At 63.2% G+C, this 13,711-nt stretch carries 11 protein-coding genes; 4 read left to right on the forward strand and 7 right to left on the reverse strand.

The window, feature by feature from the left end; translation table 11 throughout:
* A partial coding sequence (locus WBV42_RS05505) for a transcriptional regulator (RefSeq protein WP_423985137.1) occupies window positions 1-827 on the reverse strand: 827 nt, incomplete at its 3' end.
* 144 nt (window positions 828-971) lie between these two features.
* On the opposite strand from WBV42_RS05505, the gene WBV42_RS05510 reads away from it, so the two are divergent.
* The gene (locus WBV42_RS05510) at window positions 972-2,240 is read left to right on the forward strand and encodes a TiaS agmantine-binding domain-containing protein (RefSeq protein ID WP_423985138.1); all 1,269 of its coding nucleotides are present in this window, start codon (window positions 972-974) and stop codon (window positions 2,238-2,240) included.
* Between the two features lie 18 nt (window positions 2,241-2,258).
* Here WBV42_RS05510 and WBV42_RS05515 read toward each other — a convergent pair whose 3' ends face one another.
* Window positions 2,259-3,131 (reverse strand): DUF7351 domain-containing protein, encoded by an 873-nt coding sequence (locus WBV42_RS05515; protein ID WP_423985139.1) that lies wholly within the window; start codon window positions 3,129-3,131, stop codon window positions 2,259-2,261.
* A 108-nt stretch (window positions 3,132-3,239) separates the two neighbouring features.
* On the opposite strand from WBV42_RS05515, the gene WBV42_RS05520 reads away from it, so the two are divergent.
* On the forward strand, window positions 3,240-4,475 hold the full coding sequence (locus WBV42_RS05520) for an MFS transporter (protein WP_423985140.1): 1,236 nt from the start codon (window positions 3,240-3,242) through the stop codon (window positions 4,473-4,475).
* 47 nt (window positions 4,476-4,522) lie between these two features.
* Complete coding sequence (gene glmM, locus WBV42_RS05525; RefSeq protein ID WP_423985141.1) at window positions 4,523-5,887, forward strand: phosphoglucosamine mutase; 1,365 nt, start codon at window positions 4,523-4,525, stop codon at window positions 5,885-5,887.
* 30 nt (window positions 5,888-5,917) lie between these two features.
* On the opposite strand, the gene WBV42_RS05530 is transcribed toward glmM, so the two are convergent.
* The 5 genes from WBV42_RS05530 to leuS (WBV42_RS05550) all read right to left on the reverse strand — a co-directional run bounded on the left by WBV42_RS05530 (window position 5,918) and on the right by leuS (WBV42_RS05550) (window position 11,816).
* Window positions 5,918-7,030, reverse strand: a complete 1,113-nt coding sequence (locus WBV42_RS05530; protein WP_423985142.1) for a DUF7118 family protein — start codon at window positions 7,028-7,030, stop codon at window positions 5,918-5,920.
* On the reverse strand, window positions 7,023-7,433 hold the full coding sequence (gene hisI, locus WBV42_RS05535; RefSeq protein WP_253224842.1) for a phosphoribosyl-AMP cyclohydrolase: 411 nt from the start codon (window positions 7,431-7,433) through the stop codon (window positions 7,023-7,025). The genes WBV42_RS05530 and hisI overlap by 8 nt, the downstream gene beginning before the upstream one ends.
* Window positions 7,434-7,516: 83 nt before the next feature.
* Complete coding sequence (locus tag WBV42_RS05540; RefSeq protein WP_066139951.1) at window positions 7,517-7,798, reverse strand: GYD domain-containing protein; 282 nt, start codon at window positions 7,796-7,798, stop codon at window positions 7,517-7,519.
* Between the two features lie 78 nt (window positions 7,799-7,876).
* Window positions 7,877-8,740, reverse strand: coding sequence for a polysaccharide deacetylase family protein (locus WBV42_RS05545; protein ID WP_423985143.1), 864 nt, complete (start codon window positions 8,738-8,740; stop codon window positions 7,877-7,879).
* A gap of 181 nt (window positions 8,741-8,921) precedes the next feature.
* Window positions 8,922-11,816, reverse strand: coding sequence for a leucine--tRNA ligase (gene leuS / locus WBV42_RS05550; RefSeq protein WP_423985144.1), 2,895 nt, complete (start codon window positions 11,814-11,816; stop codon window positions 8,922-8,924).
* Between the two features lie 143 nt (window positions 11,817-11,959).
* Between leuS (WBV42_RS05550) and leuS (WBV42_RS05555) the strand changes: the two genes are divergently transcribed.
* On the forward strand, window positions 11,960-13,711 hold a 1,752-nt coding region (leuS, locus tag WBV42_RS05555), incomplete at its 3' end, for a leucine--tRNA ligase (protein ID WP_423985145.1).

Raw genomic sequence — 13,711 nt, forward strand, 5'->3', positions numbered from 1 at the left:
AAGTAGACCGAATGGGTCCGTGCGACGTGGCTGATTGAACTCATGATCCGAGCGCGTTTTTCGGCCGTGCGGGTGAACGCCGAGTGACTCGTCAGAACGCGGTCCTCGCGGTCGTCCTCGCTGACCGTCCGGAACGGCGCTCTGCTCGTAGGGTGAACCGTGAACCCGACGCGGGTGAGCGTGGAGAACATGTCTTGGTCGTCGGATTCGGCTTCCGGTTGGTCCGGTTCGTCCTCTTCCGTCACCTCGTCGGCACCATCGAACACCTCGACCGGACTCGTCAGTTCGCGGTCGAACAACGCTTCCAGTTCGACGGCGACTTCCACGCTAGCGTTCATGCCGCCTTCGTACTTGGAGACGGTGCGACGCGAGACGCCGAGTTCGGAAGCCAATTGACCGAGGCTCCAACCGCGGTCCTGGCGCTCGTCGCGGAGGATGTCGCCGTCGATGTTGACGTACAGGCCGCCGGGTGCGGCGTAGACGAGCGGCGGGACGCCCTCCACGAACAGATCGACTGCCGTGTCCGGGCTGAACACCGGAACGCCGTGACGGAAGTAGACGACGCCGGGTTCGAGGTCCTGATTTCGTGTCCGAAGCCCGAGTACCAGCGGCGTCGCGTCGAGATACGTGCCGAGGCGGCGCATCTCGATGCCGGTTTGGGCGTCGAACGCGTCGATGTTGCCGAGGATCTTCAGCAACAGGAGGTCTGGTCCTCGTCGCGCTGCCACGTCGAAGCTCTTTGGTCGGATAGCACACCGGTCGCTAACTACGAAGCCGGCGTCCTCCAACATCGCAGTCACGTTTCCGACCAGTGCAGACCTGGACATGGTGGGAGGTAAGTGACTCTCATATAAAGGCGTTTTGGCGAGCCATCCCGCCGCTGTCTGGCGATTGTGTAAATTGCCGGCAGTAGATTCAAATAGCATTGTTTCTTCGAAAACTGTTAATTCGCCACGCCGTAATCACCGGACGTGACCGTCATCGGTCTCGACGACACCGACTCCCGCGAACGCGGGATGTGTACGACGTATCTCGCGGCACGACTCGCGGAGCGGATTCGAGACGCCGGGGGAACCATCGAGCGACTGCTCCTCGTCCGACTCAATCCCGCCGTGAAACACAAGACACGGGGGAACGCCGCGCTTGCGATTCACACGGATTTCGATCCCGAACGCGCCTTCGCGCTCGCGCGTTCGGAACTCGATTCGGCCGCCGAGACCGACGACCCGCGAACGAATCCCGGCCTCGTCGTCGCGCCGCACGCTCCCGACGAGATTCCGGACGACGTCGCGGAATTCTCGCGGAAAGCGATTCGGGAGTTACTATCGCGGGAGGACGCCGAGCGACGGATAGACGCGGCGGGCTACCGACACGCCGGGTGGAAGAACGGCCGCGGAAAGATCGGCGCGCTGGCGGCCATCGGCGCGCACGCCGCGTTCTCCGAGTGGACCTACGAACACATCTCCTACCGCGAATCGGACCGCTGGGGAACGCCCCGCGAGGTGGACTTCGATTCGACCTTCGCGGCCGCCGATTCGGGGTATCCCGACGTGTGGGACACCGTGGACCGCGGCACCGGCGAAGCGGTCTGTGTTCCGCACACGCCCTGTCCCATCCTCCACGGTATTCGCGGCGACGACCCGGACGAAGTCCGGCGAGTCGCCGAGCGAATCGAGGGCGAATCCGTCGTCAAAACGGCGCTGTTCGTGACGAATCAGGGGACCGACGCCCACTTGCAGGACGCCGAACTCCACGAAATCGAGGACGACCGCGCCTACCGCGTGACCGGAACGGTCGCCTCGGGGCCGGAAACCCGACGTGGTGGCCACGTCTTTTTCACCATCGAGGACAACACGACCGAACAGCTGTGTGCCGCCTTCGAACCCACGAAGCGATTTCGAAATCACGTTCGGAACCTCCGTCCCGGCGACCGAATCACGGTCTGCGGCGAGGTCACCGACGGAACCCTCAAGTTGGAGAAGTTCGCCGTCAGGAACCTCGACACGACCGAACTCGTGACGCCGAACTGCCCCGACTGCGGCCGCTCGATGAAGAGCGCGGGCGCGGGACAGGGCTACCGCTGTCGCAGGTGTGGGACGGATGCGGACGGGAAAGTCGAACGGGAAATCGAGCGTGACCTCGAACTCGGCTGGTACGAGGTGCCGCCGGAAGCGCGCCGCCACATCGCCAAACCGCTCGTCAGGGGCGGGTTCGACGCGCCGATTCACCCGGAGCGATAAGGATCCGAAGACCTCGGTTCACCGTTCGACGACGCTGGTCGAAACGACCGAGCCCTCGGCATCGAACGTCAGTCGGAGTTCGTCGTCGTCGGCGGGAATTCGGAGTCGAACACGCGGCGGGTCGTCGGCGAGAACGGTCAGGAAGTCCTCGTGAAGCGCCCAGTCGAGGTTCCAGAGGGGATGTGCGTCGAGCGGGGCGTCGCGTTCGGCGTGGAATCCGACGACACGAGGGTGATCGCGGACGAGACAGCCAACGGGGAGGTTCGCCATCGCCCAGCACTCCGTGCAGGTGACGCGGAGGCGGTAGGGGACGTTTCCGGTGCTCAATTCGTGCCGGTCGTCGGTGAGCCGTCCGGCCATCTTCGACCCGCATTCGGGGCACGCTTCGGCGGCGGCGAGGGCGTTCCAACGGCGAGTCCACGCCTCGAACGCGTCGAGGAGGTCGTCACGGCGCGTCGTCGGCGCGGGCGGGAAGGGGTTGTGGAGAATCTCCTCGTCGCAGCTTTCACAGACGATACGAACCCGTTCTTGCTCGTAGCGGGCCGAAAGAGATGCCTCGCCACACTCGTAGCACGTTCCTGGCGCGTCGAAGGTGGCTCCGTCGGCCTGCTCGGTGAACACGCCCGCCGTCAGCGCGCTCACGACCTTGCGACCCGCGTAGGTCAACGCGTAGCCGTCCGAGGTTTTTCGGACGAACTGCCCGACGAGGCGCTGGAGATGGTAGTTGAAGTTGCCGCTGTCTTGGACGCCCACCCGTCGCTTGAGGTCGGCGTAAGGGAGCGCGGACTCGCCGTCGCGGAACGCCTGTTGAAGCTCGTACAGCATCGAGACGCGGCGTTCGTTGCCGATCGCGGCGAGCGCGTCGGCAGGGTCGGGTCGCTCGTCGTCCATGGACGGCCGTTGCACCAGCGGCGATAAAATCCCGACGAAAGATGTCAATTCGCTATGTGCAATCGGTTGCGCGGAACGAACAGGGTGCTCGCGAACGAGCGAATCGGTATGAGTCGGGCGCGTCGCACCGTCGGATGGAATATCGGACTCTACTACGTCTACAAGTCCACGAAAGCGGTGGAGTTCTATCGACCCATCATGTATCTCTACTTCCTCTCGCTCGGCCTCGATTTCACCGCAATCGCCGTGCTCGAAGGGATCTACAACGTCACGACGCTCGTTTCCGAGATTCCGACGGGCTACGTCGGTGACCGGGTCGGCCACCGAAACAGTCTGCTTATCGGAACCGGAATCATCACGCTGACGCTCGTCGGCATCGGCTTCGCCGAGAACTTCGTCCAGCTCGCGACCCTGTACGCCTGCTGGTCGTTCGGCTACACGTTCCGGTCGGGCACCAGCGACGCGTGGCTGTACGATACCCTGACCGACGACCTGTCCGAGGACCGGTTCGCACACGTCCGGGGGCGCGGGCAGTCGGCCGCGCTGCTGGTCGGCGTCGTCGGGTCGGTCTTGGGTGGCTATCTCGCCCAAATCGACCTCGCGTACCCGTTTTTCGTCGCGGCAGGCGTGACGGGAGTCGGAGTTCCCGTCCTCCTCGGGATGGACGAACCCGCGAGTTACGAGGAGAGCGAGTCGGACGAACTCGGCGTCCGGGAGGCCGCCGATGTCATCCGCGAAACGCTCTCCCACGAGCGACTGCGGGCGTTCGTCGTCTACTACTTCGTCCTCTTCTCGGCGGTGTCCTATCTCGTGTTCATGTACGTCCAACCCGTCCTGAAGACCGTCCTGCCACAGGTCGGTGTCGCCCCCAGGAACGTCGAGCCCATTTTGGGCTGGTTCTACGCGGCCATCAGCCTGCTCTCGGCGGGATTGAGCTACTACACCGGCGCGATTCGGGAGCGAATCGGCCTGCGAACGTGGTTCCTCACGATTCCGTTCGTGGTCGGTATCGCGCTCGTCGCGCTCCGTATGATGCCGGTGTTGGCGATTCCGGCGTTCCTGTTCGCTCGGGGTATCTCGGAAACGACGCGGTCGCTCGCGTCCCAGTACGTGAACGACCGTATCGAGACGCTGGGGAGGGCGACCGTCCTCTCGTCGCTGGCGATGGTGAGTTCGCTGGCGGTGATTCCCTTCCAACTCGGAAGCGGCGTGCTCTCGGACGTGGCGTCGCCGCTCACGGCGCTGGCGGTGGCTGGCGGCGTCCTCATCGTTGGGTCGCTCGTCGTCATCGGCTGGGAAACGCCGGTGAAATCGGCCACCGGACACCGTGCAGAGGCGGAGTAGCACCCGTATTCGGAATCTCTTTGAAGGCAGAAATCCCATGCCCCCACATGAAGGTGTTCGGGTCGAGCGGGACGAGAGGGGTCGCCAACGACGAACTGACTCCCGAGTTCGTGCTCAAGATTGCGAAGGCTGCGGGGACGGTCTGGCGCACCGACCGCATCGCACTCGCACGGGATACACGAGCGACAGGCGACATGCTCGCCGACGCCGCGGCCAGCGGATTGGCGAGCGTCGGGGCGGACGTGGACCGACTCGGCATCGTGCCGACGCCCGGCGTGCAGTCGTACGCCGAAAGCGAGGGGGTTCCCGCGTTGATGATAACCGCGAGCCACAACCCGCCGGAGTACAACGGCGTGAAACTCATCGGCGACGACGGCATCGAACTCTCGGTTGACGACCTCGAACGAGTCGAAGGTAAGTTTCTCACCGAAGCGTTCGAGGAAGTTCGCTGGAGCGAGACGGGCCACAGCCACGTCATAGACGACGCCCGCGAACGATACGTCTCCCAACTGCTCGATTCGATAGACACGAACAAAATCGCCGACGCGAACCTCACCGTCGCCCTCGACCCCGGTCACGGTGCCGGTTCGCTCACCTCCCCCGAATTCTTCCGCCAACTCGGCTGCCGCGTCGTCACGACGAACAGCCAACCCGACGGCCACTTTCCCGGCCGCAACCCCGAACCCGTCCCCGGAAACCTCCACGACCTCGGCTTACTGGTCGAGGCGAGCGGCGCTGACGTCGGTATCGCCCACGACGGTGACGCCGACCGCGCCATCTTCTACGACGAGAACGGCGAGTACATCGAAGGCGACGCGACGCTTGCCGCGCTCTCGGCCGCCCAACTCGAACCCGGTGACGCCGTAGTCTCCGCCGTCAACGTCTCCCAGCGGCTGGTGGACGTCGCCCGCGAGACGGGTGCGACCCTCGAACTGACGCCCATCGGGAGCACGAACATCATCACCCGAATTCAAGAATTACGGGACCAGAACGTGTCGGTACCGGTCGCCGGAGAGGGCAACGGCGGCATCTTCTTCCCGAACTATCGTCTCACCCGCGACGGCGCGTACACCGCCGCGAAGTTCCTCGAACTGCTGGTCGACGCAAGCGCGAGCGAGGTAGTGGCACCGTACGGCGGCTACCACAACGTTCGGACGAACATCAAGTACACGACGGACGCCGAACACGACGCGCTGCTCGCCGCCGCGGAGAAGACGGCGACGGATTCGAACGCCGAGCTGAACACCCGCGACGGCTACCGCTTGGATTTCGGTGATGCGTGGGTGCTGGCCCGTCCCAGCGGAACGGAACCGATGGTGAGAATCTACGCCGAGGCGCACGAACGCCATCGCGCCGAGGAACTGGCGGCGGAGATGGAAGATACTCTTCGAACGGCCAAAGCGGACGCCTGATACCTCGTTCGATCGTTCAAACTCGAAACGCTACCGCGACGGATACGTATCGAGCGCGTCGCTCAGTTTTCCCCGTTCGTCCCGTAGCCGCGCGAGCTCATCCTCGACCTCGCCACTGGCGAGTTTGTCGCGTTCGTCGTCCGTCAACTCGGAGCGTGCTTCTGCTGCCGTTCGGAGTCGTTCGAAATCGTCCCGACGAGTGAGGTCCTCCACTTTACGGAGCCGTGCGATGGTTTCCGGCGGTGCGAATCGGTCCGCGACGCGGATCGCCTCCTCACACCACCAGCGGAGTTCGTTCGCGGAGGCGGGTGGCCAGTCGATGGTGAGCGGTTCCGGATCGATTCGGTCGAGATACGTCTCGTTCGTGGCGACGGCGCGTTTCAATGCGGCGGGGTCGGTGACGTAGTGGTCGAGCTTGGACTGGGAGTAGTGGGCGTATTCGAGCAGTTCGGGGACGGTGAGGTCCCCGCCGTCCCGACCGAGCAGATACTCCCGAAGGGTTTCCGGCGGCGGCTGAAACTCGATGAGCGGATAATGTTCGGTCGCGGTGAGGAACTCGACCATTTCGCGGGATGTCGCGTCGTGTGTAAACTCCGAGAACGCTTCGGTGATGGCATCGTTGGCGGCGTCGATTGGCTCCCAAAGCAGTTCCGTCGGGGCGTCCAAATCTGCGTCCCCGAGTTCCCGTAACCGTTCGAGGGACGCGATTCGTTCGTCCAGTTCCGCTACCCGCTGTGAAACGGTGTGTCGCGTATCCCTGTATCGCTCGCGTGTCGCCTGGCGTTCGTCCGACAGGGCGACGATTTCCTTCGCGGGTGTGAGCGCGTTTCGCGCCTTCTCGAAATCACGCTCGCTCAATCGGCGTTTGTCGATGGTCGTCTCCGCCCGTTCGAACGCCTCGCGTGCGGGCAGGTCGTCGGGCAACCCGTCCACGAAATCGCCGAACTTCCCTTGGAACTCCAAGAACGCCTCGAAATCGCCGGTGCCGGTCGCACGCGACTCGTAGCGGTCGAACAGGTGTGTCGCCCGGTGGTAGGCATCGGCGACGGCGTTCATCTCCGCTTCGCCGTATTCGGCGATGGCGGCGTTTTTCTCCCGACACGCCTCGTCCGCGGTTCGGAGTTCGGTCAGTGGATCACTCATACACTTCGTCGGGGTCGTACACCCGTTCGGCGACGATTTCGGTTTCCGCGGTCGGTTCGTCCCCGTCCCGGTCGACGGATTCGATACTGCGGTAGAAACAGGATTCGTAACCCACGTGGCAGGCACCGCCGTCCTGCTCGACGCGGTAGAGCAACGTGTCGGCGTCACAATCGACGCGAACGTCCTTCACGTGCTGGAGGTGGCCGCTGGTTCCACCCTTCTTCCACAGTTCGTCCCGACTGCGGGAGTAGTAGTGAGCGAACCCGGTTTCGAGGGTTTTCTCGACGGCTTCGGGGGAAACGTATGCCAACATCAGAACATCTCCGGTGTCCGCATCCTGTGCGATTGCGGGAAGTAATTCGTTCTCGTCGAACGCGAGGGCGACTTCGGACGACTGGCTCATGGCTCCACGAACGGTTCGACGGGGAATAGGCTTTTTCTCTCGGGGAAGAGTGATCATCGATGATAGATCCTCGAATCCTGCTGTCAGTCTTCGACCAACTGGGCGAAGTCGTCCATCGGAATGATTTCCATGGTTTGCATATCCATTCCGTAGCTCTCCACCGCGATGCCCGCACGGAAGGCCGTATCGCGGTCGGGTGCCTCGAAGATGAGGAGGAAGTCGTACTCGCCGAGCACGGCAAAACTTCCGTCGAGTTCGACGCCGAACTCCTCGAACTCCAACCGGATGTCGCCCCACGTCGACGCGAGTTCCTGCGCGTTTTGGACGCTCGTCCGGATGTCAACGAGTGCAACGTACTTTGCCATACCTGAGCGGACGGTGTGGGTTAGAAAAACGGTTATAGCCAATGTCTCAAAACGGCGAAACGGTCCACCGGGAAACCGCTACCCGATCATCGGCATCGCCGCCCGGTCACCGCTCCGAACCTCCGCCGCAACCGTGCTCACGTCCGCGAACTCGACGTCGGGTTTCGTCCGCATGTGCTGGATCAGTTCCTCCAGTCGCGTCGTTCGGGGTGGTTGTCCGATGACCTGCGGGTGCATCGCCAGCGTGAAAATCCCGTCTTCCATGTTCTCGTGCATCCAGTCGAACTGGGCCTTCCAGAGGTCGAACACGGACCGTTCGTCGGCGAATCCCCACAGGATCGACTGCTCCCAGACGAACATCAGCGCCGGGAAGTCCGCCCGTTTCCACGAGATAGGAATCTCCACGATGTCGCTTTTGTCGCCGATTTGGAACGGTTTCTTCTGGGAGGCGCTCCAATTCTTCCGGAGATAGTACGGGTGAAAGTCGTTGCCCATCGCGCTCGAATCCCATTCGAACCCCAGTTCGTCGAGGATGGAGAGCGTGTTCTCGGAGAACTCCCACGCGGGCGACCGGAACCCGACCGGCGCGTCTCCGGTGATGTCCTCGATGTTCGTCATCGCCCGCTCGTACTCGTCCTTTTCGTCCTCCTTGCTGTCGAACGTGCTCGGGTTGACGTGTCGCCACCCGTGACACTGAACGTCGTATCCACGGTCGTGCACCTCGCCGACGCGTTCGGGAAAGCTCTCGATGGTGTGACCGGGGACGAACCACGTCGCCGGAATCCCGTGTTTGTCGTGCAGGTCGAGGATTCTGGGTGCGCCGACCCAGGCACCGTGCACCCCGCGTGAAAGCTGTGTAGGGGTGTCACCGGCCCCAAAGGTGTGAATCCAGACGGAGACGGCGTCGACGTCGTAGGTCAGGCAGACGGTCGCTCGGGCCATAGGAGAGACATAACGACGAGTATCGTCTTACCTGTAGCTCATTTGTGGATTTTTGTGGGTGGTTGGATTAGCGACGTGAGCGGAGAACGGGCGGCGAAGAACGGACGGCAGAAAACGGGCGACGGAGAACGGACGGCAGAAGATGACCACCGCACAGAGAAATTCGGTCGAGCGTGCCGACTTATCCTTCCAGATGGATGGCCGGTCGCAGTGGCGTGGCGTGGCGGGCTTTGTCCTCGGGGTCGGGCACGTCGTCGCCCTCGCGGTAGACCTCGACGTCGGCGTCGAACTCGCGTTCGAAGAAGTCGCGGGCGTCGTCGTAGACGGCGACCTCGTCCACGTTCGCCAGCACTTCGGCCTGGTCGTCGGGGCGCTCTCGCACGTCCTCGACCAGCGTCTGGGCGAGTTGATTGACGTCGTCGCCCTTCTCACGCAGGTCCGCGTCCTGCATGACTTCACCCATCACCGCACCGACGTTCGGGCCGTTTTCGACCACCGCGGAGAGCACTTTGCGCTTCCAGTCGGCGGCGACGTACACCCGGATCGTCTCGGGGTCGGTGTTCGTCACGTCCACGATGTCGCGGATGTCGTCGGTCAATCCGGAGACCAACGACTCCTCGATCTCCGTGACGGTGCTCTCGAAGTCGGCATGGGGGTCCGGCCACGTCGATTCGCTCATCGGTTCGCCCGTCAAGCGCTCGTGGAGTTCCGCGGTCATGAACGGAATGAACGGAGCCAACAGGCGCAGACGGGTATCCAGTACCTTGCGAAGCGTCCAGCGTGCGCCCGGTCGGTCCGTGTCGGTACGCTTGCGGTACCACTTCAGGTGCTCTTCGAAACTGTAGAAGACGGCTTGACTGGCCGTGCGCGTCTCGAAGCGGTCCAACGCGTCCGTGGCTTCGCGGACCGTCGCCTGCAGTTTCGACAGCAACCAGCGGTCGATGTGTTGCAGGTCGCGCTCGCCTTCCGGGGCCGCAATCGTGTCGTTCGCGCGATTCCAGAATCGCCGCAGTTGGTTCCCCGTGCTCTCGACCTGGTCGCTCCGCCAGTCGTAATCCTGCCACGGTTCGGCGCTGTTCATCAGGAAGAAGCGGACCGTGTCGGCACCGTACTTCTCGATGGCGTTCTCCGGCAGGACGACGTGGCCCTTCGAGGAGGACATCTTTTCGCCCTCCAGCAGGCCCATGCCCATCACGGTGATGCCCTGCGGCCAGTTCGCCGGGTCGAACAGTTCGGCGTGGTGGAACAGGAAGAAGGTCAGGTGGTTGCTGACCAAGTCGTTCGCGGAACAGCGGTAATCGACCGGGTACCAGTAGTCCCACTCCTCGCGCAGGGAGAGGGCGGTTTCGTTGGGATCATCCAATGCTTCACTCCCATAAAACAACGTGTCGAAGAACTCCCTGTCCATTTCCTCGACCGGGACGTCGGAAATCCGATGGGCGATGGTGTAGTAGGCCATGTAGATGGTCGAGTCCGACAGCGGTTCGATGACGAAGTCGTCGTCCCACGGCAGGCGGGTGCCCAGTCCGTAGTTACGGATGCACGGCCACTCGTTCAACCAGTCGATGGTGTGGTCGTACTGCTCGCGGGTGTTCTCCGGAATCGCGTCCAATCCGGCGACGACCTCGTGGGCCTTCGCCTTCCACGCCTCGTCGTTGTACCGCAGGAACCATGTGTCCTGTTCGGCGACTTCGACGGCCCCGCCACAGCGACAGACGACCTCCTCGCTGAACTCGTGCATCGTGCCGAACGACCCCTGTTCCTGGAACTCTTCTTTGAGGTCGTCGCGCACGTCCTCCACGATTTCCCCGGCGTAGTCGCCGTACATCGGACCCAACTTCCCGCTGTGGAACTCGCGGTTGTACACCTCTTGGGTGGCGTCCTCCAAGGCGGGGTCAGACGAATCCTCGATACCGTGTTCCGCCACGGCGTCCTCCGCCGGGAACTCGCCGTAGCCTTCCACGTCGATGATGGCCTTCGGTTCGATGGCGGCGACTTCCGCGGGGTCGATGCCGTACTTCTCCATCCGAGCGTCGTCCGCCTGAGCCTCCTTCAGAGCCACCCAATCGTCAGGGCTGTGGGCCGGGACGGACATCACGACGCCCGTGGCGTTCTCGGCGTCCACGAAGTCCGCGGGCAGGACCAGTACGTCGTCGCCCGTGATGGGGTTCGTGACGTGCTCGCCGACGAGTCGCTCGCCGCTAAAGTGGTCCCGTATTTCGACGTCGTGAGCCTGCAGTTCCAGTTTCTCGGCGGCGGATTCGGAGACGAGCCACGTCTCTCCATCAACAGCAGCCTCGACGTACTCCGCGTCCGGGTCGATGTAGGCGTTCGTGACGCCGTGAACCGTCTCCGGGCGCAGGGTCGCCATCGGAACCGTGATTACTCGCGGTTCGCTTCGCTCTCCGCTCGAACGGTTCGCGGAACTCCGTTCCGCGTGCCAATCAAATTTGACCAGCGTGTACTCCTGGAACTCGGCTTCCTCGCCCTCCAGCAGGTCGTGGGTGGTGACGGGATTCTGCTCGTTCGTGCAGTATTTGACGGGGTGCAGGCCCTTCTCCAGCAGGCCGCGCTCCTTGAGCGTCTCGTACTGCCACGTGATGAACTTCGAGTAGCGCTCGTCGTTCGTCGTGAACTCGCGCCGCCAGTCGATGGACAGCCCCAGCGACTGCATGTTCTTCTTGTAACTGTCCTCGATGAAGTGGCGGGCGAACCCCATCGGCGTCTCCATCTCGGATAGGTCCTCGTCGGAGACGTTGTAGGTGTCCTGCAGCACGGACATCTGTTCGGGTTCCCGCTTTTTCAGGCGCTCCACCGCGCCGACGATGGGGGTGCCGGTGACGTGCCACGCGATGGGGAACAACACGTTGTCGCCCTGCAGACGGCGATACCGCGCCCACACGTCCGGCACGGTGTAGGTTCGCGCGTGGCCGATGTGCATTCCCCCGCTCGGATACGGGTAGGGGACCGTGACGAAGGTGGCCTCAGACGGGGATGGGTCAACCTCATATCGACCATCTTCCGCCCATCGAGACTGCCACTTCGACTCGATTTCCCGTGGCTCGTACTCGCTCATGTTCTAGCGGAGACGTGCAACGGTAAAAGAAGTGTCTACCTGACAGATAACTGTGAGCGGACGGAGTGGGGGTCGAACGGCGCTGCCAGATGACAACGTATAGAAGCCAAACGGAACAAAGGATGAACAACCCGGATTCTCGCATGAAAACACGACGACAGTTCGACCACACGGAAATCGAGCATCGATGGCAGGAGGCGTGGGACGACGCCGACGTCTTCCACATCCCGGACGAGGCGTCCGACCCGGCGTACGTCCTCGGGATGTTCCCGTACACCTCCGGCCAACTCCACATGGGTCACGTCCGTAACTACACGATAACGGACGCCTACGCCCGATACAAGCGCATGGACGGCGAAAACGTCCTCCACCCGATGGGGTGGGACTCGTTCGGTCTGCCCGCCGAGAATGCGGCCATCGAACGCGACACGAACCCGCGCGACTGGACGCTCTCGTGCATCGAGACGATGCGCGAGCAGATGGCGGACATGGGCTTCGGCTACGACTGGGAGCGCGAAATCACGACGTGCCAGCCCGACTACTACCGCTGGAACCAGTGGCTGTTCACCCAGTTCCGCGAGGAAGGACTCGTGGAGCGGGAAGCCGCCGAAATCAACTGGTGTCCGTCGTGTGAGACGGTGCTCGCCGACGAGCAAGTTGAGGGCGACGCGGAACTCTGCTGGCGCTGTGACACTCCCGTCGAACAGCGCGAACTCGACCAGTGGTTCCTGAAGATTACCGAGTATGCCGACGAACTCCTCGACGACTTGGACGAACTCGACGGCTGGCCGTCCAACGTCCGCCAGATGCAGCGAAACTGGATCGGTCGTCAGCACGGTTCCACCGTCGAATTCAGTGTCGAAGGATACGGCCCCGTCGAGGTGTTCACCACCCGACTCGACACGATTTTCGGCGTCTCGTTCTTCGCGCTCGCGCCCGGCCACCCCATCGCCGAGGAACTGGCCGAAGAGAACGAGGAAATCGCGCACTTCGTGGACGAAGTCGCCGACCCCGAGGGCGACGAACCACAGGGTGTCGCCACCGATCTGACCGCGACGAACCCCGCAACGGGCGAGGAAATTCCCGTGTTCGTCGCCGACTTCGTCCTCACGGATGTCGGGACGGGCGCGCTGATGGGCGTTCCGGGCCACGACTCCCGCGACCACGCCTTCGCGACGTCGATGGACGTGGACATCACGCCCGTCGTCGCACCGAGCGAGGACGACGTTCCGGACGTGAGCGAGGCGGCCTACACCGAGGACGGCGTGCTCGTCAACAGCGACGACTACGACGGCCTCGACAGCGACGATGCTCGGGAACAGTTGGAAGCGGACATCGAGAGCGCCGCTCACGATGTCCAGTACCGCCTCCGTGACTGGGGAATCTCGCGACAACGCTACTGGGGAACGCCGATTCCGATCATCCACTGCGAGGAATGTGGCCCAGTTAACGTTCCGGACGAGGAACTCCCGGTCGAACTGCCCGAATTCGTGCAGACGACCGGAAACCCGCTGGACGCGGCCGAGGAGTGGAACCACGTCGAGTGTCCTGAGTGTGGTGGCGATGCGCGCCGCGAGACGGACACGATGGACACGTTCATGGACTCGTCGTGGTATTTCCTGCGATACGTCTCGCCGCACCTCGACGACGTCCCGTTCGACACCGAGCAGGCGAACGACTGGATGCCGGTCGACCGGTACGTCGGCGGCATCGAGCACGCCGTCATGCACCTGCTGTACTCGCGGTTCGTGACGAAGGTGCTCTCGGACATGGAACTGCTCTCCCACCGGGAACCGTTCACGAACCTCGTCACCCAGGGCATGGTCCTACTCGACGGCGACAAGATGTCCAAGAGCAAGGGCAACGTCGTCTCGCCACAGCGCATCGTCGAGGAG

Source organism: Haladaptatus sp., from assembly GCF_049589095.1.
In the GTDB taxonomy this organism is placed as follows: Archaea; Halobacteriota; Halobacteria; order Halobacteriales; family Haladaptataceae; genus Haladaptatus.